Below are 21,774 nucleotides of genomic sequence, written 5' to 3'. Positions count from 1 at the left end.
TTTCACTCCACATTAATTTTTCCAGTCAGTCCCAAAGCCGCACACGATCGGCTTGCCCCTGTAGTTTTAGTTCAGGCCTCTTTAAGTCAGGTAAGGCAATGATCACTCCTGACTCATACACAGAACCAAGCGCAGCTAAGCCGGGGTTGTGCTTCAACACTGCTTCAACGGCCTCGCTCGAATACCCGTAGTATTCAATGCAAATGCGATCAAGCATGTCGCCTTGTCGAGTCCGATACTTCGCAGCCGTATTCATCGGATATCATCCCCATAGCGAGAAAGACTTAATTGAAACGTCTGCTTGAGTGGTTGCCCGTTTGGCTGGAAAACCGTTTGGCCCTCGCTGATCTGTTTGATGACCCATTGCCCCCAGACAAAACCAAGCCCATCTACCAACACAAGTGGCAAGCCTTTGCTGGCCTCAATACGCATGGCCTCCACTTGAGTTAAGCCGCCGCGAAAATGCGGATAAATGAGTCCGTTCAATTCGATGGTTTCTTCCCCTAGTCCAATAAATTGCAAAGCAGGTCTGCGTAGCAATCGCTCTTGTGATTGCCAGCGATACGTTTGGCTTCGTTTAAAGTCTTGGTAGGCGGCGGTATCTAAAGAAAAACGAAAAACTCCCAATGCCATCATGGTTTCACTCATCATTCACCCTCCGTCAAAAAGCGCACCTCGACGCTCAGTGGCAGCTCTCGCTTCACGCTGCTCTAAGGCACGTTGTACTTCTCCAGCAATCGCCCGTTCATCCATGCCAGGTGCGGCATGAATTGTGATGGGCGCATCAATAGCGACACTGTTTTGCTGATAATTTGCAGGGGAAGCAGCTTCGATTCTGGGAGTGACTTCGTTGCTGCCATCAGGTAATGCCATCACTGGCTGAGCGGCCAAAACACTACCAACCGCTGCAGTCGCGACATTACGTTTTCGTTGACCATTGCCAGAACTTGGAGACTGGGACTCGTCATCATCAAACCAGCCAGCCACAGCATCCCAGGCAGCACCGAGTAACTGAAAGGGTTTAGCGAGCAAGTCCAACTTACCAAGAAGCCAATCCACAGCGCCGCTCGTGATTTCTTTTACGCCATCCCAAAGGCCAGAGAAAAACTCGCCAATAGGCTCCCAATGCTGAAACAGTAGATAAGCTGCACCAGCCAGTGCAGCAATACCCGCGATAATTAGACCAATGGGGTTGGCAGTCATAGCAATATTAAGCGCCCACTGAGCCGCCGTGACGACCCCCATGCGCACAGCACTTAATGCTGACAACACATTCATTCGAGCCATACCCAGCTGCGCCAGCGCTAAACCAGCACTTAAGGTTCGGTAGGCTGTCATCAACGAAAGCACACCGCCTTTGAGAAAGGTAAAGGCGTAAGCACCTGCAATGGCAGAAACCTTTATGGCCACCAAGCCCACGGTTGCACCCACAATCGCTTTCGTGAGCATGGGGTATTCTTGTGCGGCACCAGACACCCAACTGGCCATGCCCGCAAACAGTTCAGCGCCTGCAGCAATGGTTGGCAGCAATAAACTACCGACACTAATGGCCACGCTTTCTAGCGCACTACCCAGTCGTTTGAGGCTACCAGAGGTAGTTGCACTCATTTTCTGAGCCATGGCATCAGCCGTACCCTGGGCTTTTTGTAGTTGTTGAATGTAGCTATCCAGCGCGCCGGTTCCGGCTTGCTTAAGTAGCTCGGTCATACCGGCCGAAGCTTCTTCACCGAATATTTGTTTGATTGCTTCGGCTCGCTCTGCCGATCCCAACCCCTCGGTCGCATGCGCTAATTCCTGCAACAACTCGGGAACCGAGCGCAAATTACCATCAAGGTCTTTGACCTCAACACCCAGGTTCGCCAAAGCATCAGCCGCCTTTTTAGGTGGAGCCGATAACCTAAGGAACGCAGCCCTTAATGCAGTACCCGCCATACTGCCTTGGATGCCCACATTGCCAAGCAAACCTGCCATCGCGGCAACTTCTTCGATGCTGGCACCTGCGCTACTGGCAACTGGTGCTGCATACTTCAGGGTATCACCCAGCATCTGCAAGGTAGTGTTCGACGTAGTAAAAGTCGCCGCCAATACATCACCCACACGATTCATATCCTGGGCTTGAAGAGAAAAGCCGCTCAAAATATTGGAGGCAATATCCGCCGTATCGGCCAATTCGCTGCCTGCGGCTTGAGCAAGGTTCAACATGCCAGGCGTAGCTGCAACAATCTGGTTGGTATTGAAGCCTGCCATCCCCAAGAATGTCATGGCCGACGCCGCCTCAGAAGCTGAGAACTGGGTTGTCTCACCCAAGCTTCGTGCAGTCTGCTCTAGGCTTTTTAGAGACTCATCGCTAGATCGAGTAATGGCTCCCAATCTTGCGATGGATTGCTCAAAGTTCACTGCAATACTCACCGGTGCTGCAACACTGGCACCTAAGGCAACCACATCGAATAGCTGTCCACGCAAATCCGCTCGACGCGACTTGTTGGCTTCTTGAGCCTGCATGGCTTGATTCAACCTGCGATACTTCTGACTTAAGCGATCGAGTGATGCACCAAGGCGAGTGTTTTCACGCGACAGCTCTCGCGTATTCACACCAGCTTGTTGAAGCTCTCGTCGACTACGCTGAAGTCGGTCACGCTGCTTGGCCAGTTCTGCAGACAAACGTTGTGTTTTTTGCTTAGCTGCTTCAAAAGATTGCGTCAGTTGTTTTGACGGTTGCTCGGTTGAGGCCACCTCACGACGCAAACGAGATAGTTCTCGGCTAGCTGCTTCGTAAGCAACTCGCGCCTTACCCACATTAGCTTCGCCCAATTCGACTTTACGAATCGCACTCTGTTGATTCTTCAGTCGATTAATAGAGGCGCCTAACTGGTTTAGCTGAACTTGCGAACCACGAACAGATGTCCGAAAACTCTGGCCAATGGAGGCACCAATTTGAAGTGCCAACTTAAATGACGAGTTAGCCATTAAGACACTCCTTAAAGACAAACTGGCACTAACACCATTAGAATCTTGGGATTAGGGCCGTTTAGGCAAAACGTCAAGCCAGGCCATTAATTCATGGCCATCAAGCTCTAACAGTTCAGATAATTGCCAGCCGGTATGGCTAGCCAAGGCGATCACAGCTCTACGAGCATCGCGAGGGCTTAAGACAAAAAATCCTGATAGGCCTTTTGCAGTTTCGCGTAATCGGCCATGTCCAACTCCAACAAATTATCGGGCGATAACTCACTTAGATTGGCAAAGAGCTGGATTTCTTTTTCAGCATCGTTATCCACGCTTTTTTCAACACTGAGCATGTCTCGAACCTTTGGCCTGCGCAGTTGAATAACTCCAACCTTCGCACCATCGATTTCTATCGAGTGCGTTAATTCAATTTTTACCTTGCTCATGCTTTTTCAGCCTCGCTGTCTTTGGTTGTTTCGGTAGTCTCTGTCGGCTGGCTGGCCTTTAACTCGGTATTTTCTTTTACCAGTTCAGCAATCCGGTCGGCAGCGGCTTTATCTGGAGTGATAAAACCACCATTGCGAAGCGGCCTTGCTTGCGACTCGGTCAGAGAAAGCTGATCACCTAGCGTGACTTTCTTTCGGGCATGCGTAGTGGGTTTAATTACATAGTACGTTGCAGTCATAGCGGCCTCTTATAAACCTAGTGCGCTGCGCGTAGCAGCCAGTTGATCAACCCCACCGATGGTGCGAACCATATTGGGAATATCGATTTCATGGAGAACATCGCCACCGTGTGTCAGCTTGTAGTAACGCAAAGACAAACTGACTTTGAGCGTGGCTTTGTCTCCTGGCTTCCAATTACCAGGATCCATTTCTCGGACGATGCCTTGCAGGTTTACGACTACTGGCGATTGCGTCCCGTCATCGGAAACCACAGCGCCACGAATAGTCAATGGTGTCAGTTGGCCGGGCGCTAGACCGAATAACTTGAGTATGTTTTTATCAAAGCGAGTGAGCGTAAATTCACTCTCAAGCTTCTCCATCCCCATCTCGACTTCAATGGGTGCATCCATACCACCGTTTCTAAACTCTTCAGTTTTAAGCGCGAGCTTCGGTAATGTCAGTTCTTCAACATTGCCAGCATAGCCACGCCCATCCACAAAGAGCGCCATGTTTTTTAAAATATCATCAAGCATACGTTGCTCCTTTAGGCGGCATCAGGCAGTACTTCAACCAGATAGTCATTGACCAAATGGCTTCGAAAGCTAATGTGCTCGGCTGGATAAGGCGGCGTAAAATCAAAGTCGATATACACCTTGCCTTGGGAAATTTGATCAGGCGTATTTAACTCCGGATCAGCCCATGCACGACCGTTAATAATCGCACCCACTGTTTGCAAATAACGCAAATAAGCGTTCACACCTTCGAGCACATCATCGATATAGGTCTTAGTGATATTTCGATCCACCGCCCACATATGCGCTCGCAGTAACGATTCATTGATCATGTCGGCGGTTCGTCGAACACTTAAAAAAGCCCACTTCGGATCAGCGCTACAACTGCGATTACCCCAAAGTCGAAATCCATCTTTCTGGATAATGGTGGCCACTTCATTTTCATTTAGGAAATTGGCGCGTGCATTGACATCACCCAATGCAAAATCAACACTTCGAGCAGTACCCATCAAACCGCGAATTTCACGATTAGACGGTGACCACCAAAAGCCGCGCTCTGCATCTGATTTAGCAATCAACCCTGCTACTCGTGCACTGGCTGGGCGCACGACTTCGACGTTGTCTGCGGCATCCCAAACGCGAACCCAAGGGTCAATTAGATACAGTCTTGGGCTACCAAACATTTGTCGGTATTCGATGGCTTCTTCATCGTTGTAATTCGGTCCATCAGCAATCACAACCGCCCGCAGCCGCTCAGCAACAGAAAGAAGTTCATTGGCTACGGCTGGGTGATGACTAAACTCAGGCGCGATCAAAATACGGGGCGTGACATGCACTTCGCTTTCGGCAGCGAGGAATGCCTGGATACCAAGATACTGACCGGTTTCATCATCAATGCCTCCGATGACCTGGCCGATGTTTGGAAACCAAGGGCCTGCCATTGCCAAACGAGGACCCTCTTCTTCGATGAGCGAGGGCCATTCCTCATCTTCACCAAACCAGTCCGGCACACGGATCAGAACGATCATCGCTCCCGTTTGATCGAAGATATCGTCAATGGCTGCAGGCAAGGTTCCAGCTCGTCCCAAACCAGCCGCTTCACTGCGTTTACCCGCAATTAAAATAGGCGTGTGATAAGGGAATCGCTCTTCATCTGCATCGGGCGCTGTGCCGATCAAACCAATGACGGATGAGCGAACCGTTTTTATTGGGCGTGGGCCAGAGTCGATTTCAACGACTTCCACACCATGGAGAAATTGTTCAGGCATTTGGCTTCACCTCAATATGATGTAAAAATAGGAAACATAGGTACCAGTCATCCTGCTGAGTGATAGGTACTTGATGTTCGTTGGCCAAAGAAAAGAAGTAAGCATCTCCGGCCTTGTTGGTTAGCGCTTCGGCTTTGCCTGAATCCCACAATTCAAATACACCGCCATCGTTAAGCGGTATGGATAGGCAGTTAAATAATGGTTTGGCTGCTAGATAGCGATCTAATTGCCCCCCTTTGGGAAAGTGGAGTAACCAGGCTTCATTGGCATTTTTTCGAAGCTCGGCTGGAAGCGAAGCATCCACCATAGATTTAAGTGAATCCGGCATGTGCCAGTATTTGAGAAACTGGTATTCGGAAAGCACGTCATTGCCGCTGGCTCCCATTCGCCGCAATACGCCTTGGCTTGCTTTAAACAAACCGATGTTTTCCTGAGCTGCAGACAATAGCTGTCCGCACTGCTCATGACTGAGCAGTGATGTGAATGTTTGATGCATGGGTTTACCTGTAAAGAAAGACGATGACGTATCGTTCGGAATGCGCTGGAGGCACTGCGTGGATTAAGTCGACCTGATCAAAACGAATAACTTGCCCAGCTTCATCAGGAATTTGTTCTGGCTTACTTAAGTCATTCCCGTGATACCACTCAAAGCAACCGCTGCCCGACTGTAAGCACAACAATGCAACCGCCAAATACCCTTCATTATCGATGTGCGGAGGCATACCGCCTTGCGTAGGTGTTTTGTTTACAACCCAGTCTTCCAAGTCATAGCCAAAAAAATTAGGCGCAGTGTCATCAATTAACTGACGTATTTCCTGAGGGACAGATTCACGGCCACAAGAGAAGTAGTGACCAACCTCTCCACTAAGACCAACATTCGGTTTATGGCTTCTGCGATCACGCCAATAGGCGGTATCAAGCGCGCTTAATTGAGCCCTGATGTTGGCTGCCACATTTGACTCGAGGTGCTGGCATCGAGAAATCATTGCGGTGTTCCTGGGTGCGCTTCACGGCCCAGAACCTCATGTAAGCCGCCCTCAAGCTGGGCGTTCAATACCTCACGCTCCTTAGCTTTATCTCGATACTCATATCCGTCTTGAGCGGCATATGCCAGCTTGTATCGCTCGTTATTCGACACAATTGAATCAATATATTGTCGCATCGAGCGATACTCGCTCAGCAATGACTCATCAATCGTTGAAGCTTCGATAAGTTTGTCGAGCACGCCATAAACCACGGTCAGCTGATGATAGTAACGGTACTCTCGAAAGATTTTATCCTGACAATCGGCGTCTAATTCCGTTTCAGTAATGACTGTTTTTTGCTGCCCTAAAGGGACTACAGCACCATCGGCAAAATTGCCTTGCCACACCTCAGTTTCTGGATCCATGTCGACCGTTTTGTACTTGAAGTGAACATCGCAGCAGGCAGCCTCATCCAACTTCATGTCATCAGTGGCATAAGTAATACCGATATATTCGTCAGTGAATTTATTAAATACGACTATGACGTTCATGTATTACCCCCAAAAACCATTGGTGCTTGTGGCAATCGCTCGCCATGCGCCTGCTCTAACAAATGTGGTTGTGTATTCATCGGTCCACCAGGCACTGCCATTTCCTGTACCTCGCACATAGCGATTTTTATAGCGAACCTGAATGTGGTCGTTATCTCTAAAACCGCTGCTGGGATGAATCGCCAATGCCCAATTAAGCGCCGTACTGGCGGTTGAGGTATTCCCCGTAGACCTCACATCGACATAGACTGCTCTGGGTGCATTAACTAAACGCAAATAGCGGTCGTCATGATTGTGCGACGAGGGTGGATACGTCTTCGGCTTGCTATCAATCTGAGACCAGGTATGCCGGTGCGATGAAGGTGGAAAAGCTGACGGTTTTCCATCGATCTCACTCCAAGGGTGCTGGTGAGATTTTCGAGCATACCGAGCGTCTCCATGTAACCGCACACCGCGTGGCGTGACAACTTCGTTATTGATGCTACCAGCGGTTGCTTCACTGTCCGTTGAAAATCGAACCACACCTAGCTTGGTCGTGGTGGCCGGTGCAAGGTTTACCGTTCCATTACCGATCACATTAATACTGTTGGCTGGTAACGCGCTTAGCACAATATCAAAGGCTAATAGTAAATCGACACCCGGCGCTTTATACGCAAGCGGTTGAGTTGGATGACTCCAAATCGCCAATAGCGTTCCATCTTCCAGGTAGAAGCCAACTTCTCGCACCCAATATCCAGCTTGAGTACCATCCTCAATCGCCGTTATGTGGATTTGGTTAGGTGATATCTGATCACCATTGCCAACAGGAACACGGCGCTTTTCCCGCTTTAACTTTGTCGCACTCGCAGACGGTTCCCAACCCAGATCACCCAAAGCAACCGATACGATGTTGGCTTCGAGCCCCGAGTTTGTCGCGTTAAACACGGCTGTGATGCCTGCTTGTGTAATAACGGGTTTAAATGCTGAACTCATTACAGCTCCATACTAATTCTAGTAACCGAATGGCCTTGATTAACGCCTCCAATATTGAGATCACCATCTAGTCCGGCTCCCAGGTAAATGAACTCGCCATCTACCCGTTTTATTGCGAGGGATTGTTGAACTACGCCAATACCAAAATCGCCACCAAACAAAACACCAACTTTAAAATCGTAATGACTTCGGACTGGCTTGGAGTAATCAATCGCTCGCTTTAATGCATCGTAATAGGCTTCGGTCAACACCGGTTCGTGATCGTCACGGAAGTTGTCGCCAGCCCAAGCCATCACCGAGAAAGTATGCGGTGTGCTTTTTGTCTCGAACCATTCGCTTAACTCAACTTGAACACCGAACACGGCCATCGCTTTTTTCACCGCTGACACAGTGCCTTTGCGGCGATGAATTTCGATGCTATTGGCGATTTGTTGTCGCTTTACCGGCGTTGGCCATGTGCTATTCCAATTGTCGACGGACAGCGACCATGCTAGCCAAGGCAGTAAGTTTTCAGGGCAGCGAAACGGATCCCATAAATGGTTGATATTGACTGGCAAATTGCTGCTTCGCAGTATTACCAGCGAAAGATCTTGCTCAGTTTGCGTTGCGTTGAAAGGCAATAGAGTCTCATTCATCCACGCCTCCCAGTGCCACCTCAATCGATCGACACCACGCCGCTTCTTGATTGGCCACCTGAATAGTCTGTGTCGGCGTGATGAGCTCAACACGCTGTACACCTGGCTGATGCAATGCAGCGTATAGCCCAGATAAAGTGATGTCGTTACCGAGCAGGTGATGGTTGCGAACATAATCATTCACTGCACTCACCGAGGCTTCTTTCACGACTTCTGCATCGGGGCCTTCGTATAAATACAGTTTTGCATGCACGTCATAGTTTATGATTCGGCAGGCTTTGACTGTTAGCTCGTCTGTCAAAGGCCGAACTTCGTCAGCGTTTAAAGTCTGAAAAACCTCATCCAGCAGCGCATTTGAGGGCACGCCTTTGCCTTGCGTGGACAGCACTGTGACATCGACCTTTCCGGGAGATGGACTGTCGACATCCACATCTTTTACCTGGGGGCTTGCCGCAAGAGCATGGTAAACATAACTGCCTATTGGACCAGCCGTACTATGTCCTTCTAAACTGAGTTGGACACGTTTTCTAAGTCGGTCATCGCTCTCATAAGTTGGCTTAACCGGCGGTATCGCATCTGGATCGCCTGGACTGATCAATTGGCGTGTCACGCCGAAAAAAGCCGCTAAGTTGTCGAGGTCCGAGCCGATTGCATAGGCCAGCATGACGCCATGAGCAGAGTCGTTAATTCTCGCTCTGATCAGCATCTCTCTGTATGCAGCCACTTCTAATATTTTGTAAACGGGATCACTTTCTAAAAATGCGTTAAAAGAAGCGTCTCGTCTGATTAAGTCATCTAGCATCTCTTGCAGAATTTGCTCAAAGCTTAATGGCTCAATAATGTCTGGCGATGCAAGTTCTGCTAAATCAATCGCACTGAATCCACTCATCGCTCTTGCCCTCCATGGCTCCCGCGAAATTTGTATGTCCTATACGTCATAACATCAGCCCCTCCAAGCGCATTTTCTGATTCTCAGGAAGGTAGTTTCCTTCAACGGCCAGCTGTATTTTGCCCGGCGATATCGATTCGACCTGCACACGGGTAAGTTCAAAGCGTGGCTCCCACCGCAGCAAAGATTCAGCGACCGCAGAGTAAATCTCCACAAGGAGCGCTCGATTAACAGGTGCGTCAACTAAGTCATACAAACGTGAGCCATAGTCACGACGCATAACTCTTGAACCAATCGGCGTCGTTAAGATATCCACAATCGACTGGCGTAAGTGATCTACACCAGACAGTGAGTGCCCAGTGCTTCGATTCATGCCATTCATAAGATTTACTGTGATTGGTTGGGTGGTGCTGTTGAGCCGGGACCAGATTTAATACCGCTATGCGTGTGTGCGTTATAGATATCCCGGTCTGCCTGCATTGAGCGAGTATGGTCTTTGATATCTTGAGTGGCAGTAATATTTCCCTTCACCAAAACATCACCAACAATTTCCACACCGCCCTCTGAAATTAATTGGGTGCGTGCGCCACTGGGTAACACCGCTTTTAAGTGGTGTGCTTTACGATCGTATTCGATCACTGCACCATCACTGTAAGTTATGCGATGGTTGTCTGTTGAATTGCCGTTAGCTGGTATGCTTTGCTGATTGATCGATCCAAGAACCACGCCTTGCGTTAGTTCACCGCTGGGCGATAACACAACAACTTGCTCACCAATTTCCAGCGGCCACCAGCTTCGATCATTTCCCGCTCGGTTCACCATCATGGGCAACCATGCACTAGTAATCTCACCCACAACAACCTTCACCTTGGGGATTGAGCCGCTATAGTCAGCCTCGATAACCTTTGCTAGTAACACCATGTTTGCAAGTCGACGATGTAGCTCAGTAACCTCAAATGCTAGGTTCATCTGCTGCTCCAAAATCACTGTAGGAACCATCACCCCAGCCGACATTGATTATCGACGGAATTGCATCCTCGCCATTCCAGAGGTTGTCACCAACACGAACCGCATGCGTCCACTCCAAAAGCCAGATCGAATGTCCTTGTAGTTCAGGCGAAAAATGATCAGGCGTCGCTTGTTTTATATTGGCGCGGCCAATGTTTATTTCCGACCAATGATGGTTATAAAGCCAAGACATCGCTTGCTGTACTAAAGCCCAACCATGCCATTGCGGCTCCTGATCTGAAAATAGTATTCGCGCCTCCCAGTGAGTGGTTAACGCAAGTTCACCGGTACCAGGATCACGGCCGGGCTCAATTTCTACGAGATCAATCAACACAGCCGGAAGTCGAATATCATCTCGTCTTTTTGGAAACGCACTGCAGTGAGCAACGCCAGCTATGTCAGCAAAGCCTTCCTGTAGTGCATCGAATAGCGTTTTAACCTTATCCATCATGCTACCCGTAATAAATAATTGAGCTCTCGTTCAAAGATACGCTCGAAGTTATCCATCAAGCCCCGCTCGGATAGCGATTCCATCTCATCACGCAATCGTCCGGTGATGACAATTTGAACCTCTTGAATGGGTAACCGAGACTTCGAGCGCCGACGAAATACACCTTGGTGCCCATTTGGCATTTGCGCGAGAAACGCATGATCAAATTGGCGCTTAGCAACCCTGACGCCAGAAGCATTCTGACGCGCTGATCCCAACTTGTGCGCTTTAATCACACCAGCCTTTTGGTTCAGCCCCACAACAATCGAGGGTTTGGATGGTCTGGCGCGAACCACAGATAAACTGTTTCTCACCAACCCAACTTTTACATTGGATTTTTTCGCCGTGATACTTGCAAGGTGTGACCTTGCCCAGCGAGCGGTTTTATTCAAAGCGCGCACTGCTGCGGTATTCACCTGCTGCTCGGTCGCCGTTAGCGCTAGCTGCCATGACGCCAAGTCTGGCGTTGTTACAATATTAACTGCCAGCATGAACGCCTCCTGACTTAGTCATAAATGGGTAATGCTGGAGCCACCCAAACCAGTTGATGAAGATCCAAGCGCGGTTCGGCTTCTATTCGATAAACCCGTCCATCAATTTCAATTTCATCACCTCGACTGGGTGAGCTTACTTCAGACACACGAAATTCCAGTTGTGGTTGTTCGGCATGCATATGACCATCTCCCAACTCAAACAGCTGCTCGGGGCGGCGAGCAATAACTCTTACCGACAGAGACTGGCTGTTTGATTGGGTATAAGTGGCATCTCTGCCTAGGTGATTAAATTGACTATCAATGGCTCGTCGAAATCGAGACTGACTATCCATCATTGGTCAGCGCTTGATATTCATCCCAAGCTTTATCGCGATCAGAAGCACTGATGCTTTGACCAATGATGTCCTCGATCGCTTTTACTGCTGGCTTACCATCTTTACCAAAATCATTAGGCTTGAGGTCATCAATCGCATCTAAGATTGCATCAACCAGGTGATGCGCCTTGCCCGTTTCATCCTTAGAGGAGCAGGCTTTATCATCGGCCGCGAAGCCTCGCTGAATGAGTGTCTCCGCTTCTTCACGACTTAGATTGATAGACTCCCCTGGATAAACAAATTCATAGGCACCGGGTTCACCGGTGCGCAAGGTAACAGTTGTTGTTATCTTCATGGGGGCACCTATCGAACAGTTGCACAGAAGGTAGCATTAGGACGGTAAGGCACAATCAACGGTGCGGATTGCATCAAGAGCCAACGTACCGCAGGGTCTTCTTCCAGCCACGACTTAGTAAAGTATCGGCTGGCGCGATAGTTAGCTTTTTCATCCTGAATCACCCCGTAACAACGTGTGCCTTCGAGCAATCCCTGACTGGCCAACAGTACCGTGTACTCAGGCAGCATATTGCGAGCTACACCAGCATCGTCAACGTAGGAGTCGTTGTAGACCCAGAAATCAAAGTCACCCACCGAACCAACGTATCGCGCTTTATCGTTAGCCTGGCCTCGTAAGATAGGATCGATGACCAAAGTGTTTGATGTGCCTCGGCGCAGTTCTAATAGTCGCTCCACCTTCGGATCGGCCTTGAAGACACGCCAAGCTAAAGGGTCCATGACAACCGTTCGGGCTGCAGCACCAGATTTAATCTGTACCAGACCCGCCCAGTCCTCAATATCATCGAGTACTTTAACGCCGGTTTCTCCCCAGCGAGTCGCGCCTGTTAGTGCTTGTGTCAAAGCTGGGTCACGCTGAAAATCGATCACCTGCGTTGGGTAGTCTTCGCCTGTTACAGTAATCTTGCCCGTTCTTAACGCCTCAGCTGCCATAACCTCCTCTCGGCGAGTGAGGTTTTCAACCTGATTAGTCAGCGAGCGATTCAACGCCGCTTCGCGACGATCCATCGCCTTCAAATTACCGCCAATGGTTTCGCCAATTTGGCGCTTCAACGGAGCATTAGGATCAAAGCGACGTTTATCTTTTACATAGGCCGGTTTAAAGCTACGCGTTTCAAACCCTTCAGTGGCAACCACTTTGCCTTCAACCAAAGGCGAAACAAAAGGCACCAGACGGGGTTTTGATTTATCAATATCAAAATGAATTTCTTCACTGTCTTCTGTTTGAATTGATGCGAAGAAGGTATCCAGCAAAAAGGATGCTGGACGATCCAAATGCTCAACCACACGATTGAGCACGTGAGTAGAAAAAATATCCATGAAAGAATCCTATTGCTAGTTAAGCTTGATTGTTGCGAAGAAAAATTGATCGCTCTCGAAAGGCAATCGAGACCGATGCGGGTGAATGTCCGGGACCGATCGTCAATGCATCTGCATTAAACTCACCGGCAAGGTAAACGTGAGCCTGAACATCACCCAATGACGCATCAGTATCGTGAGCCAAAATTGCATCCGGCTCTTCTGATCCATCATTTTCACCAGCGTCACTCAGGGCATAAGCACCTGATGCCGCTACTCGGCCGAGCACTGATCCTGCAGGCAATGTTGCTCCACCGGTGATAGTGACGACACGCGCGATACGAGGAAACTCACCGGCGATGAGGCTATCGTGAGTCAGACTTCCTTGGTCCGTAAATCCTTCAGCTATTCCGGGCAAATTCATACGGCGCCTCCATTTGAAAATTGGGCGATGCGCTTGGCGACTGCTTCTGCATCATCTCTTTCTTGTTCAGGAGCATCAGGTTCGATCGCAGGGTTGTTAACCGTTGCCATGACTTGCTCAAAACCCGTATTCGTCGCCGTAGAAGGCGCCTCGGTTTTGACCGGTGACGCGTTCAGCGTGGCCAAGGCCATATCGACCGTCATGTCCGTAGAGAATGCTAAGTGCTGAGCCAATTGCTCTCTGCCTTTAGCCGCCTCCGATGAGACAATCGCGCCAATACGCTCACGTTCCTGCTGAATGCCTTGCTGTGCAGCCTGTTGTTGGGTTGAAGCAACGGTTTCGCTTTGAATGGCTTCTACCAATTGCGGGTAGTTTGCTTTTAATGTTTCCAGACTGAGGGTATGGCTCTCAGCATCCTCAGTCTTGCGGGTTTTGTCAGTCATCATGCTGTCCTCAAGTGCTAGAAAAGAAGAACCCCGCGACTTGGCGGGGTTCTGGTTGTTGATTTGCTGTTGAATAATGTTTTCAAGACTTCCTACATCGTCGGCGAGCCCTGAACGGATGGCGTTTTTGCCGACAAAGACATCACCACCACCAAACTCTTTTAAAACGGTGGGTGGATCCACACCACGATGTTTCGCTATCGAATCAATAAAGACTGATGCCAAGTCATCAATACGAGATTGGAGCCGGGATTTACCGTCATCGCTGTTCGGATCTAAGCGCTTGTATGGGCTTTGTGATGACACAATTTCAAGTACATTCTGGTCGTTACTGTCTCGATACACAGCGACAACGCCAATGGAGCCGAGTAATGAAGTTTCAGAAGCAATGATTTGATCGCAGGCTGAGGCTATCCAGTAAGCACCCGACGCAGCATCACCCGATGCATAAGCGATGATGGGTTTCGTACCTCTCGACTCATAGATCATGTTGGCAAATTCAGCACAGCCATTGACTTCGCCTCCCGGCGAGTCGATATCTAAAACAACGCTATGCACATCGGGATTTTCTAGGGCTGAATTAAAATCCTTAGCCATAACCTCATAGCTCGAAGCACCACTGATCGCGGTGAACAAGTTTGCATATCGAAACAGCGGGCCAACAACTGGAATAACAGCGACTCCGTCTCGAACCTCGGTAACATAAGTATTATCTAACTCCCGCCCAAGCTTCGCAGAAACCGCCTCGATAGATTCGTTTTGGCGTGAAGCAATCGTTAATATGTTATTAAGAGCAGTCTCGGTAATGGCCCAGGGTTCACCGGCTGCATGATTCCAAAACTTCATGCAGCACCTCCCTGTGCCGCACCCTGACGGGCAGCCTTCGGCTGTGCAAAATTTCTATCCTGCAATTTTGTCATTGACTATCCTCTGCAGTTGGAGAAACGTATTGAGACGTCTCCGTGTTTAAACCCAGCTCTCGCATCTTGGCTTGTTCCCTTGCTCGTTGCTCGAGCACTTCTTCCCAATCTAAACCTTGGGTAGCGCATTCATCTTCCAGCGTCGAAAGGCCGGTTTCCAAGCGAATTTTTGATGCTTTGGCTTCTTTAACAGGGTCGATCCAACCCCGACCAGGACCAATCCATTTACATCGACACCACAAAGCTTTGTTTTGGTAAAAGCCTGGTGCTTCGATCAAGCCTTTGTTGATTGCTTCCTCAAGCCATAGCTCGTAAACGGGCTTCGCCCAATAAGTTGCCAGCCAATGACGTCGGCCGATGAAATACCGCCAAGCTTCCATGAGTGCTGCACGAGCTGACGAATAATTCGTTTTTGAGAAATCCTTCATCAGCAATTCGAAGGGCAAATTTAAACCCGTTCCAATATGCCTCAGGATATTTTCAACAAAACTGCTGTAAGCCGAGTTCGGACGACTCGGTGTGAATGGCGCCACTTTATCTCCCGGAAATATTGGAATGACAGCACCACCTTGAAGCTTAACTTGCCACTCATTACGAGCAGCCATGTAGTCCTCTGCGGAACCACCAAACATTTCGCTGATTGACTCACCATCTAAAGGGGTTTCAATAAATGCAGCGATCATGGCATTCACAACTGCCGCCTGCATTTCGGAGCGCTCGTAATGGTCGAGCATCTTAAAAAGCGGCATGATGCTGGTAAAAATCGGTTTTCCTCGATTCTGCCCGGTACGCTCTTTGTCGTGTACATGGATAACGCGTTGTCGACCAAATCGTGTCCTTGCAGGAATTCGTTCAAACTCCTGACTATGACTAGCAACACCAAGCAACTGATCGCCCGGATGAGTTTTCGCTATCCAGTAGGCTAAGGGAGCACCATAAACATCGACCTCGATGCCTCCGCGTATTTTTCTGTCATTTAGCCGGTCATTCGGATTCCCTAAACGATCTGACTCGACTAATTGAATCGTCGTTGCGAAAGTCTGGTTTCGTTGTGGAAGCCAAAGAGGCAAGGCAAGTGCTTCGCCATTGATAAGACCAGAGCGAAACATCTGCGTGGTCAACCCGTTAAAGGTAAGATTTCTCGACGCATCACAATCTGTCGTTTCAGCCCAGCTGCGCCACAAAGCCTCCGTCTTTCTCGACCAGCTGTCGGCCCAGTCTTTATCTTTGCCCAGCGCTTTGTAGTCAGGTAATGCCGATAGGCGCAGGCCAGTACCTACGACATTGTCCACTAGCGTTTGGATTGCCCCAGCGGCGACACCATGGTTTCTCGCTAAATCGCGAGAGCGTGAAACCAGTGTGGACAGTTCATCAAGCAAGTCTGCATCTGGCGATCCAGCCATGGGACGCCAGCTGGATAACTCTCGTGCCGAAAGTGACGCGCCTCTATGGGCCGTATCTGCGGCAAGCGGCAAGCCATCAGGCCCTAAGATCATTTGATTGCTCATAGCGCCTCAATTAGCTCGAGTTATTTGGGTAACTCAGGTTTTTCTAGTTTTAAAATCGCATGAATAAAGGTCCGCGCCTCGGGCGTCGCTCCTTTGCAGCGATCTCTGTTTTGAGTTTCGCGATATACGCATTGAGTTTGTTGATATCTGATTGCGCATATGTCGTTGCTCCGTATCCACCCACTGACACGGTCACTTCTAGCTCACCGATCATCAACCGGTGAAGCGCACTTTCTGCCTCAACTAAACGCTGACGCAATGTGGATAAATCACTCATGGTTTTATTTTCCTACCCTCGTTAAAGATAAGGGTCATCTGCCACAACAGAGGCTCGTTGACGAAAAGAGTTAATGGCTTTTAGCTTCGTTGGCTGGGCAGTCTCATGCTCAACTGCTGGGCTTTGCTTTGTTTCGCCCAGTGCATTATCAAAACGCTTCCACTGCACCTCTTTAAACCTGTCCAACCCATATATGCTCGCTGCAGCACGCGCATAAACTCGGCAGTCCAATGCTTCGTTATTTCGAGCCGGATCTTTTTCCCAAGTCGCTTTTGGAAACCCTTTGTGCATTCGAATAATGCGGCGCTCAGCGGTCAGTTGTTTAAAGTACTCCTCACCATACTGGGGAAAGTGGCAGGTACCCGGTGCGAAACTTTCACCTGTAGCAAGCTCTTCATCAGTAAGCCTCGGCAGCTTCAACCAGCGATAAAGCTCTACTTTGGCAACCGGACCACTGACATTCCAAACTCTCAATCCCCGACGTTTGCCACCGGTATCGGCTTTTGACACATTGAGGATTAGTGCGGTTTCAGTATCGCGCCCCTTAATGGCGACGACAGTTCTCGGCTGTGATGCTCTCGCACCAGCGCCACCCCATACTGCCTGAGGATACTGACGCACCCAGCCATACACATCTTGTGTGGCATAACCTGAATCGACGCACATAACTCGTATTGGTAAGGTCGAACCCAGTGCGTGCGGCCAGTCTTTTGAAAGAACCTTATCCAGTTTTTTCCAGACTTCAGGTTGTGCGGTATCACCGTCCAACACCAAATAGTCAACTGACCAAGATTCTTTATTGCGCCCCCAAGCAACAACCTCGCATTCCAATCTATCCCGCTGAACATCGACCCCCGCAGTCAGGAACAAGCCACCCTCCGGCACTACTCCTACGCTATACGATTCTCGACGCTCGTATAAGCGTTCCCACTCAGGCGCCTCAAACTCTTCTTCGTAAGATTCGCCAAGAACCGTATTCACAAAGCCTTTCATCAAATCCGGATTTTGTTGTGCACTTTCAAACACACGTGCGGCATCTTCCCAAGAAAACCAACCTACAGGGCTGTATAGCGAAGACAAGTGATAGCCTTGTGTATAACCATCGCCCTCGGCAGTGGCTTGCCAAAATCCTTGGTTCAACATCTCTGTCTTTTGATGCTCAGCAATCAGAGCTTCACAGGACTCACAGCAATACTGCGCTGTTTCTGGTTTACCTTCTTCCCATCGTAATTGCGAAAACCTCAAAGGTTGAGCATGTCCGCAAGAAGGGCAAGGCACATAGAAATAGCGTTGATCTGAGCTTTCAAATTCTCGCTGGATACGCGATGTGCTTTTAATGGTCGGCGTGCTCACAAGCAGTATTTTTCGTCGGCGCGCAAACGTCGCACTTCGGCGTTCTGCCAGCAAAATGGGATCGCCTTCACCTTCAACGTCTCCCGGATAACCATCTACCTCATCCATAAACAGATAACGCGCAGGCATAGAGCGCAGACCAACCGCGCTATTCGCACCTGTCATAACCAGTACGCCGCCCGGAAACTCTTTTGAGAGCACCGTGTTACCTGAATCTCTGCTTCGCGCTGGGGCAACACGCGCCCGGAGCTCCGGCACATCTTCAAGTTGCGGATCAATACGCTGGCGTGAATTACGTTTGGCCATCTCAACGGTTGGAGAAACAGCCATCATCGGACCGGGTGCCATATGAATAACATAGCCAATCCAATTGTTACCGGCTTCGGTGCCTCCAACCTGAGCACCTTTCATAAATACAACGCGCTGGACCGGAGACGAAACGGACAAGCAATCCATTATTTCTTGTAGATATGGCGTTCGCTGAGTTCGCCATCGGCCAGGCTCCGCAGCAGACTTTGGCGAAAGTACCCGATACTCATCAGCCCATTGAGAAACAAGCAGCATCGGATCAGGCTTGATGCCTTCTTTCCAAGCTTTTTCTAACTCTAGAGCGCCTTCATAAAACTCAGAATCAATCGACCTTGGGCTGGATGTCGCTAAGCTCGGATAGGTGCTGTCTGACATAGGACTCCAACATGACATGCATCTTGTGCGGGTCAACCTCCAACTCTGCAGCCATTTGAGCCGAAACCCTTGCTGGCCAACTTAGCCAAGCATCTCGCTCAGATCGAGCCATCCGAAAGACATGCGCTATCGCCTTGGCACGATCGACCAACTCTTTTTTAAGCTGCTGTAATTTGATTCGATTAGTTTGTGCCTTCAGCACTTCATTGGCAGTTCTGGCTTGCATATAGGTAGTGCCACCACCGGTATTGCCACTTTCACTTAGGGTATCTGCGACCGCGTCCAGTGCCGCTTTTGGGACTGCTTTGGTTGCACCCGATGATTTGCGTTGCTGGGCGCGATCCGTGTTGCGATCCCATTGCTTGTCGACTTTATCGATATCAATCGTGCCATCAGATTCCGCTTGGATACGGCCAGACTTAATCGCTTTCCGCACTGCAGTATCAGATACCCCTCGATGTTTGGCATAAGCCCGCAGTGATACACCCATGTTTTAACCTGTTGTTTTTAATCGAGTTAATAAGCAGAAATGAGTTGATAAGGCCGCTGAATGAAGCGTTCATGTGCTTAACAGAACAGCATTTGGAGACAACAAAATGGCCCACAAACAAAACGCATTAGACGCTTTTTTAGCCCGAAAAGCCGAAATTGATAACGCGCTTGAGCGCCTTCAGGCACTCAGCGATGACCACTTCAACGCTCACCCCGACGAAATCAACTGGGGGCACGTGGGCGATCTGGGGCACTACGCCGAACTCCTCAAACAAATTACCGATTCAGCCTTTAAAGAAGGCGAACATGCCGAATAAGGAGCGCACTATGAGCAAATTAACTGATACCCAAGCCGCCATTTTACAAGCCGCGAGTAAGCGGCCAGATGGAAACCTCGAGCCGCTACCAAGCAATATCAATGCAGGCATTAAACCCAGAGTCATCCAAGGGCTTCTAACTCGGGAGCTCATTACCCAAAATGGCGATAGCTACACCATCAATGAAAATGGCTTTGACGCCATAGGCTTAGAAGCACCTTCAAAATCAGGAACCAACAAAACCATCACCCTGCGAGAAGGCACTAAACAGTCACGTATGATTGCACTAATGCAGCGCCCAGAAGGCGCCAGCATTGAAGAAATTTGTACTGAAACTGGCTGGCAAAAGCACACCGTTCGAGGTGTCTTTTCAAACACAGTTAAAAAACGATTGGGCATGACGATCACCTCATACAAAGATGATGGCCAACAACGCCGATATCGCGTGCAAGGAGGTGACCAATGAGCACCCGCTGCTTTATTGCGATGTCTAAAGACGATATCAATTACCAATCAATTTATTGCCATCACGATGGCTATGATTCAGGTAATGGTGTTGGGCCAACGCTTCGGCAATATCACAATAGTGAGTCCCACGCCGAAAGCCTGATTGCGCTGGGCGACATTTCCTACGTACAGGGAGAAACAGTCTGTGCTTACCACCGAGATCGTGGCGATGCCTGGGAGCAAACCCAGCCAAGAACCACTCGAAGCGAGTCAGAGCTATTTGCACTGGCCAAAGCATGTGATGCCGAATACCTGTACCTATTTAAACAAAGCGAATGGCACACCATTAAGCTTTAATTCGCAACCGATTCTGTTTGCATTGATAGGGCAACCTCATCAAAGGAAAGCTCATCACTTTCACGGATAGCCTGCTCGCCAGAGTAGTCCTGCCAGCGCCTGACGATGACATCCACATACTTGGGATCCAGTTCGATCAAGCGTGCTGCGCGACCTGTTTTTTCACAAGCAATCAATGTGCTTCCAGATCCACCAAAAAGATCGAGCACAATGTCTCGGCTCTTACTGGAATTGCGAAGCGCACGCTCAACTAACTCCACCGGTTTCATTGTTGGGTGCAAATCATTTTTAACGGGTTTGTTAAAAAACCAAACGTCTCCCTGATCACGAGCCCCACACCAAAAGTGGTCGTTGCCTTCGCGCCAACCATACAAAATCGGTTCATACTGACGCTGATAATCGGATCGACCGAGCGTAAAGGTGTTCTTAGCCCATACGATAAATGTCGACCACTTGCCGCCTGCATCCCGAAATGCTTTTTGAAGCGTGTCTAATTCACTGGACGACATAGCGATGTAGCACGCTCCTTTAGTCACACTCAAAAGATTCGTGAGCGCATCTTTAAGAAACTTATAAAAATCATCACCCAGATTGTCATTCATAATGCGCCGATCTTTACCGCGCATTTTGTCTTTAGCGTTGTTGCCGTAATCAACGTTATAAGGTGGATCGGTGAACGCCATATCGGCAAGCTCACCGCTCATTAATTTTTCTAAATCCTGTTTGCTAGTCGAATCCCCACATAACAATCGATGGTCACCCAAAACCCACACATCACCATGTCGGCTTACAGGCTCATCTTCCACCTCGGGAATTTCATCCTCATCGCTTTCACCAGACTGTTCGTCGTTACCCAAAAGCTCATCCAGCTCCTCTTCAGAGAAGCCAATGAGATCAAGGTCAAAACCCAGATCGCCGAGTTCTTCAAGTTCTAGCTTGAGAAGCTCATCATTCCATCCAGCGTTTTCAGCAATCTTGTTATCTGCGATCACCAATGCGCGACGTTGTGCTTCGGTCAAGTGATGTAAAACAATCACTGGGACGGTGTCTAAACCAAGTTGCTGGGCCGCCATCAAGCGACCATGGCCTGCGATAATGACGTTGTCATCACCGACCAAAATCGGATTCACAAAGCCAAACTCTGCTATCGAACCCGCTATTTGCGATACCTGTGTATCGTCATGCGTCCTCGCATTTTTGGCATAGGGAATGAGTCGTTGAAGCGACCAGTGCTCCACCGATTCGACAGTGTTAAGTTGCATTAGATTACCTTGGAAATTGCAGTGCGAACTGCGAACCTGCGAACCCGGTTTAACGGGCTGTCGCTAGCGAAATGCGGCGGCCTTGCGACCCGCATCGATTCGATGGCCAGGAAGGACCCATTTTTTTCCGGGGCCAGAAATAGCAAAGCCACGGTGTGGTAGCCGTGGCTTGTGTGCAGTTCACTCGTGAGATTAGCAAGTATTCTC

At 49.3% G+C, this 21,774-nt stretch carries 30 protein-coding genes; 3 read left to right on the top strand and 27 right to left on the bottom strand.

Features of this window, described 5'->3' with window-relative positions:
- Positions 1 to 25: 25 nt before the first annotated feature.
- The 26 genes from KOI40_RS05490 to KOI40_RS05365 form a co-directional block, all read right to left on the bottom strand.
- Positions 26 to 256 (bottom strand): tail protein X, encoded by a 231-nt coding sequence (locus tag KOI40_RS05490; RefSeq protein ID WP_216096441.1) that lies wholly within the window; start codon positions 254 to 256, stop codon positions 26 to 28.
- The gene (locus KOI40_RS05485; RefSeq protein WP_233710017.1) at positions 253 to 651 is read right to left on the bottom strand and encodes a phage tail protein; all 399 of its coding nucleotides are present in this window, start codon (positions 649 to 651) and stop codon (positions 253 to 255) included. The genes KOI40_RS05490 and KOI40_RS05485 overlap by 4 nt, the downstream gene beginning before the upstream one ends.
- Positions 652 to 2,967 (bottom strand): phage tail tape measure protein, encoded by a 2,316-nt coding sequence (locus KOI40_RS05480; RefSeq protein ID WP_216096440.1) that lies wholly within the window; start codon positions 2,965 to 2,967, stop codon positions 652 to 654.
- A gap of 179 nt (positions 2,968 to 3,146) precedes the next feature.
- Positions 3,147 to 3,392, bottom strand: coding sequence for a phage tail assembly protein (locus KOI40_RS05475; protein WP_068642731.1), 246 nt, complete (start codon positions 3,390 to 3,392; stop codon positions 3,147 to 3,149).
- A complete protein-coding gene (locus tag KOI40_RS05470) occupies positions 3,389 to 3,631 on the bottom strand; it encodes a hypothetical protein (protein ID WP_142943206.1) in 243 nt (80 codons plus the stop codon). The genes KOI40_RS05475 and KOI40_RS05470 overlap by 4 nt, the downstream gene beginning before the upstream one ends.
- A 9-nt stretch (positions 3,632 to 3,640) precedes the next feature.
- The gene (locus KOI40_RS05465) at positions 3,641 to 4,144 is read right to left on the bottom strand and encodes a phage major tail tube protein (protein ID WP_216096439.1); all 504 of its coding nucleotides are present in this window, start codon (positions 4,142 to 4,144) and stop codon (positions 3,641 to 3,643) included.
- An 11-nt stretch (positions 4,145 to 4,155) separates the two neighbouring features.
- A complete protein-coding gene (locus KOI40_RS05460; protein WP_216096438.1) occupies positions 4,156 to 5,391 on the bottom strand; it encodes a phage tail sheath C-terminal domain-containing protein in 1,236 nt (411 codons plus the stop codon).
- Complete coding sequence (locus tag KOI40_RS05455) at positions 5,384 to 5,887, bottom strand: hypothetical protein (RefSeq protein ID WP_216096437.1); 504 nt, start codon at positions 5,885 to 5,887, stop codon at positions 5,384 to 5,386. Before KOI40_RS05455 ends, KOI40_RS05460 begins: the two co-directional genes overlap by 8 nt.
- A gap of 4 nt (positions 5,888 to 5,891) precedes the next feature.
- On the bottom strand, positions 5,892 to 6,344 hold the full coding sequence (locus KOI40_RS05450; protein ID WP_216096436.1) for a hypothetical protein: 453 nt from the start codon (positions 6,342 to 6,344) through the stop codon (positions 5,892 to 5,894).
- Between the two features lie 29 nt (positions 6,345 to 6,373).
- Positions 6,374 to 6,907: a hypothetical protein gene (locus KOI40_RS05445; RefSeq protein ID WP_216096435.1), complete on the bottom strand. Its 534-nt coding sequence runs from the start codon at positions 6,905 to 6,907 to the stop codon at positions 6,374 to 6,376.
- 3 nt (positions 6,908 to 6,910) lie between these two features.
- Complete coding sequence (locus tag KOI40_RS05440; protein WP_216096434.1) at positions 6,911 to 7,879, bottom strand: phage tail-collar fiber domain-containing protein; 969 nt, start codon at positions 7,877 to 7,879, stop codon at positions 6,911 to 6,913.
- On the bottom strand, positions 7,879 to 8,514 hold the full coding sequence (locus tag KOI40_RS05435) for a phage tail protein I (protein ID WP_216096433.1): 636 nt from the start codon (positions 8,512 to 8,514) through the stop codon (positions 7,879 to 7,881). Before KOI40_RS05435 ends, KOI40_RS05440 begins: the two co-directional genes overlap by 1 nt.
- The gene (locus tag KOI40_RS05430; RefSeq protein ID WP_216096432.1) at positions 8,507 to 9,403 is read right to left on the bottom strand and encodes a baseplate assembly protein; all 897 of its coding nucleotides are present in this window, start codon (positions 9,401 to 9,403) and stop codon (positions 8,507 to 8,509) included. The genes KOI40_RS05435 and KOI40_RS05430 overlap by 8 nt, the downstream gene beginning before the upstream one ends.
- 46 nt (positions 9,404 to 9,449) lie before the next feature.
- A complete protein-coding gene (locus KOI40_RS05425; RefSeq protein WP_216096431.1) occupies positions 9,450 to 9,785 on the bottom strand; it encodes a GPW/gp25 family protein in 336 nt (111 codons plus the stop codon).
- 5 nt (positions 9,786 to 9,790) lie between these two features.
- Entirely contained in the window at positions 9,791 to 10,372 is a 582-nt protein-coding gene (locus tag KOI40_RS05420) for a phage baseplate assembly protein V (RefSeq protein ID WP_216096430.1), read from the bottom strand.
- Positions 10,356 to 10,859, bottom strand: a complete 504-nt coding sequence (locus tag KOI40_RS05415; protein WP_216096429.1) for a hypothetical protein — start codon at positions 10,857 to 10,859, stop codon at positions 10,356 to 10,358. Before KOI40_RS05415 ends, KOI40_RS05420 begins: the two co-directional genes overlap by 17 nt.
- On the bottom strand, positions 10,859 to 11,392 hold the full coding sequence (locus KOI40_RS05410; protein ID WP_216096428.1) for a phage tail protein: 534 nt from the start codon (positions 11,390 to 11,392) through the stop codon (positions 10,859 to 10,861). The genes KOI40_RS05415 and KOI40_RS05410 overlap by 1 nt, the downstream gene beginning before the upstream one ends.
- A gap of 14 nt (positions 11,393 to 11,406) precedes the next feature.
- On the bottom strand, positions 11,407 to 11,730 hold the full coding sequence (locus KOI40_RS05405) for a head-tail joining protein (RefSeq protein WP_082907160.1): 324 nt from the start codon (positions 11,728 to 11,730) through the stop codon (positions 11,407 to 11,409).
- The gene (locus KOI40_RS05400; RefSeq protein ID WP_216096427.1) at positions 11,720 to 12,064 is read right to left on the bottom strand and encodes a hypothetical protein; all 345 of its coding nucleotides are present in this window, start codon (positions 12,062 to 12,064) and stop codon (positions 11,720 to 11,722) included. The genes KOI40_RS05405 and KOI40_RS05400 overlap by 11 nt, the downstream gene beginning before the upstream one ends.
- An 8-nt stretch (positions 12,065 to 12,072) precedes the next feature.
- A complete protein-coding gene (locus KOI40_RS05395; protein ID WP_068642700.1) occupies positions 12,073 to 13,104 on the bottom strand; it encodes a major capsid protein in 1,032 nt (343 codons plus the stop codon).
- Positions 13,105 to 13,123: 19 nt separating this feature from the next.
- The gene (locus tag KOI40_RS05390; protein ID WP_216096426.1) at positions 13,124 to 13,507 is read right to left on the bottom strand and encodes a head decoration protein; all 384 of its coding nucleotides are present in this window, start codon (positions 13,505 to 13,507) and stop codon (positions 13,124 to 13,126) included.
- Positions 13,504 to 14,796 carry a S49 family peptidase gene (locus tag KOI40_RS05385; protein ID WP_216096425.1) on the bottom strand — a complete coding sequence of 431 codons (1,293 nt, stop codon included), beginning with the start codon at positions 14,794 to 14,796 and terminating at the stop codon, positions 13,504 to 13,506. The genes KOI40_RS05390 and KOI40_RS05385 overlap by 4 nt, the downstream gene beginning before the upstream one ends.
- A gap of 70 nt (positions 14,797 to 14,866) precedes the next feature.
- Positions 14,867 to 16,378 carry a phage portal protein gene (locus KOI40_RS05380; RefSeq protein ID WP_216096424.1) on the bottom strand — a complete coding sequence of 504 codons (1,512 nt, stop codon included), beginning with the start codon at positions 16,376 to 16,378 and terminating at the stop codon, positions 14,867 to 14,869.
- A 49-nt stretch (positions 16,379 to 16,427) separates the two neighbouring features.
- Positions 16,428 to 16,655, bottom strand: a complete 228-nt coding sequence (gpW, locus tag KOI40_RS05375) for a gpW family head-tail joining protein (RefSeq protein WP_068642692.1) — start codon at positions 16,653 to 16,655, stop codon at positions 16,428 to 16,430.
- Between the two features lie 21 nt (positions 16,656 to 16,676).
- Positions 16,677 to 18,692 (bottom strand): phage terminase large subunit family protein, encoded by a 2,016-nt coding sequence (locus KOI40_RS05370; protein ID WP_216096423.1) that lies wholly within the window; start codon positions 18,690 to 18,692, stop codon positions 16,677 to 16,679.
- Positions 18,640 to 19,182: an elements of external origin gene (locus tag KOI40_RS05365; RefSeq protein WP_078453312.1), complete on the bottom strand. Its 543-nt coding sequence runs from the start codon at positions 19,180 to 19,182 to the stop codon at positions 18,640 to 18,642. The genes KOI40_RS05370 and KOI40_RS05365 overlap by 53 nt, the downstream gene beginning before the upstream one ends.
- Before the next feature lie 106 nt (positions 19,183 to 19,288).
- Between KOI40_RS05365 and KOI40_RS05360 the strand changes: the two genes are divergently transcribed.
- From KOI40_RS05360 to KOI40_RS05350, 3 genes are read left to right on the top strand one after another with little or no spacing between them, the layout of a single operon-like run.
- Complete coding sequence (locus KOI40_RS05360) at positions 19,289 to 19,501, top strand: hypothetical protein (RefSeq protein WP_068642688.1); 213 nt, start codon at positions 19,289 to 19,291, stop codon at positions 19,499 to 19,501.
- A 10-nt stretch (positions 19,502 to 19,511) separates the two neighbouring features.
- Positions 19,512 to 19,967 (top strand): DUF3489 domain-containing protein, encoded by a 456-nt coding sequence (locus KOI40_RS05355; protein WP_216096422.1) that lies wholly within the window; start codon positions 19,512 to 19,514, stop codon positions 19,965 to 19,967.
- A complete protein-coding gene (locus KOI40_RS05350; protein WP_216096421.1) occupies positions 19,964 to 20,305 on the top strand; it encodes a hypothetical protein in 342 nt (113 codons plus the stop codon). Before KOI40_RS05355 ends, KOI40_RS05350 begins: the two co-directional genes overlap by 4 nt.
- On the opposite strand, the gene KOI40_RS05345 is transcribed toward KOI40_RS05350, so the two are convergent.
- Positions 20,302 to 21,567, bottom strand: coding sequence for a site-specific DNA-methyltransferase (locus KOI40_RS05345; protein ID WP_216096420.1), 1,266 nt, complete (start codon positions 21,565 to 21,567; stop codon positions 20,302 to 20,304). The genes KOI40_RS05350 and KOI40_RS05345 overlap by 4 nt on opposite strands.
- Positions 21,568 to 21,774: the final 207 nt, after the last annotated feature.

The organism is Pseudomaricurvus albidus, from assembly GCF_018863235.1.
Classification (GTDB): Bacteria; Pseudomonadota; Gammaproteobacteria; order Pseudomonadales; family Cellvibrionaceae; genus Pseudomaricurvus; species Pseudomaricurvus albidus.
The sequence above is the reverse complement of the archived record's forward strand: the minus strand, read 5'-3'. Positions and strand labels throughout refer to the sequence as shown.

What these genes read in the sequence shown, in the direction of transcription:
- KOI40_RS05380 (WP_216096424.1), bottom strand. Translation starts at nt 16,378, where the DNA reads ATGAGCAATCAAATGATCTTAGGGCCTGATGGCTTGCCGCTTGCCGCA.
- KOI40_RS05485 (WP_233710017.1), bottom strand. Translation starts at nt 651, where the DNA reads ATGATGAGTGAAACCATGATGGCATTGGGAGTTTTTCGTTTTTCTTTA.
- KOI40_RS05460 (WP_216096438.1), bottom strand. Translation starts at nt 5,391, where the DNA reads ATGCCTGAACAATTTCTCCATGGTGTGGAAGTCGTTGAAATCGACTCT.
- KOI40_RS05350 (WP_216096421.1), top strand. Translation starts at nt 19,964, where the DNA reads ATGAGCACCCGCTGCTTTATTGCGATGTCTAAAGACGATATCAATTAC.
- KOI40_RS05455 (WP_216096437.1), bottom strand. Translation starts at nt 5,887, where the DNA reads ATGCATCAAACATTCACATCACTGCTCAGTCATGAGCAGTGCGGACAG.
- KOI40_RS05475 (WP_068642731.1), bottom strand. Translation starts at nt 3,392, where the DNA reads ATGAGCAAGGTAAAAATTGAATTAACGCACTCGATAGAAATCGATGGT.
- KOI40_RS05390 (WP_216096426.1), bottom strand. Translation starts at nt 13,507, where the DNA reads ATGAATTTGCCCGGAATAGCTGAAGGATTTACGGACCAAGGAAGTCTG.
- KOI40_RS05370 (WP_216096423.1), bottom strand. Translation starts at nt 18,692, where the DNA reads ATGTCAGACAGCACCTATCCGAGCTTAGCGACATCCAGCCCAAGGTCG.
- KOI40_RS05430 (WP_216096432.1), bottom strand. Translation starts at nt 9,403, where the DNA reads ATGAGTGGATTCAGTGCGATTGATTTAGCAGAACTTGCATCGCCAGAC.
- KOI40_RS05420 (WP_216096430.1), bottom strand. Translation starts at nt 10,372, where the DNA reads ATGAACCTAGCATTTGAGGTTACTGAGCTACATCGTCGACTTGCAAAC.
- KOI40_RS05425 (WP_216096431.1), bottom strand. Translation starts at nt 9,785, where the DNA reads ATGAATGGCATGAATCGAAGCACTGGGCACTCACTGTCTGGTGTAGAT.
- KOI40_RS05405 (WP_082907160.1), bottom strand. Translation starts at nt 11,730, where the DNA reads ATGATGGATAGTCAGTCTCGATTTCGACGAGCCATTGATAGTCAATTT.
- KOI40_RS05345 (WP_216096420.1), bottom strand. Translation starts at nt 21,567, where the DNA reads ATGCAACTTAACACTGTCGAATCGGTGGAGCACTGGTCGCTTCAACGA.
- KOI40_RS05410 (WP_216096428.1), bottom strand. Translation starts at nt 11,392, where the DNA reads ATGCTGGCAGTTAATATTGTAACAACGCCAGACTTGGCGTCATGGCAG.
- gpW (WP_068642692.1), bottom strand. Translation starts at nt 16,655, where the DNA reads ATGAGTGATTTATCCACATTGCGTCAGCGTTTAGTTGAGGCAGAAAGT.
- KOI40_RS05480 (WP_216096440.1), bottom strand. Translation starts at nt 2,967, where the DNA reads ATGGCTAACTCGTCATTTAAGTTGGCACTTCAAATTGGTGCCTCCATT.
- KOI40_RS05385 (WP_216096425.1), bottom strand. Translation starts at nt 14,796, where the DNA reads ATGAAGTTTTGGAATCATGCAGCCGGTGAACCCTGGGCCATTACCGAG.
- KOI40_RS05365 (WP_078453312.1), bottom strand. Translation starts at nt 19,182, where the DNA reads ATGGGTGTATCACTGCGGGCTTATGCCAAACATCGAGGGGTATCTGAT.
- KOI40_RS05445 (WP_216096435.1), bottom strand. Translation starts at nt 6,907, where the DNA reads ATGAACGTCATAGTCGTATTTAATAAATTCACTGACGAATATATCGGT.
- KOI40_RS05490 (WP_216096441.1), bottom strand. Translation starts at nt 256, where the DNA reads ATGAATACGGCTGCGAAGTATCGGACTCGACAAGGCGACATGCTTGAT.
- KOI40_RS05470 (WP_142943206.1), bottom strand. Translation starts at nt 3,631, where the DNA reads ATGACTGCAACGTACTATGTAATTAAACCCACTACGCATGCCCGAAAG.
- KOI40_RS05415 (WP_216096429.1), bottom strand. Translation starts at nt 10,859, where the DNA reads ATGGATAAGGTTAAAACGCTATTCGATGCACTACAGGAAGGCTTTGCT.
- KOI40_RS05435 (WP_216096433.1), bottom strand. Translation starts at nt 8,514, where the DNA reads ATGAATGAGACTCTATTGCCTTTCAACGCAACGCAAACTGAGCAAGAT.
- KOI40_RS05400 (WP_216096427.1), bottom strand. Translation starts at nt 12,064, where the DNA reads ATGAAGATAACAACAACTGTTACCTTGCGCACCGGTGAACCCGGTGCC.
- KOI40_RS05465 (WP_216096439.1), bottom strand. Translation starts at nt 4,144, where the DNA reads ATGCTTGATGATATTTTAAAAAACATGGCGCTCTTTGTGGATGGGCGT.
- KOI40_RS05395 (WP_068642700.1), bottom strand. Translation starts at nt 13,104, where the DNA reads ATGGATATTTTTTCTACTCACGTGCTCAATCGTGTGGTTGAGCATTTG.
- KOI40_RS05355 (WP_216096422.1), top strand. Translation starts at nt 19,512, where the DNA reads ATGAGCAAATTAACTGATACCCAAGCCGCCATTTTACAAGCCGCGAGT.
- KOI40_RS05360 (WP_068642688.1), top strand. Translation starts at nt 19,289, where the DNA reads ATGGCCCACAAACAAAACGCATTAGACGCTTTTTTAGCCCGAAAAGCC.
- KOI40_RS05440 (WP_216096434.1), bottom strand. Translation starts at nt 7,879, where the DNA reads ATGAGTTCAGCATTTAAACCCGTTATTACACAAGCAGGCATCACAGCC.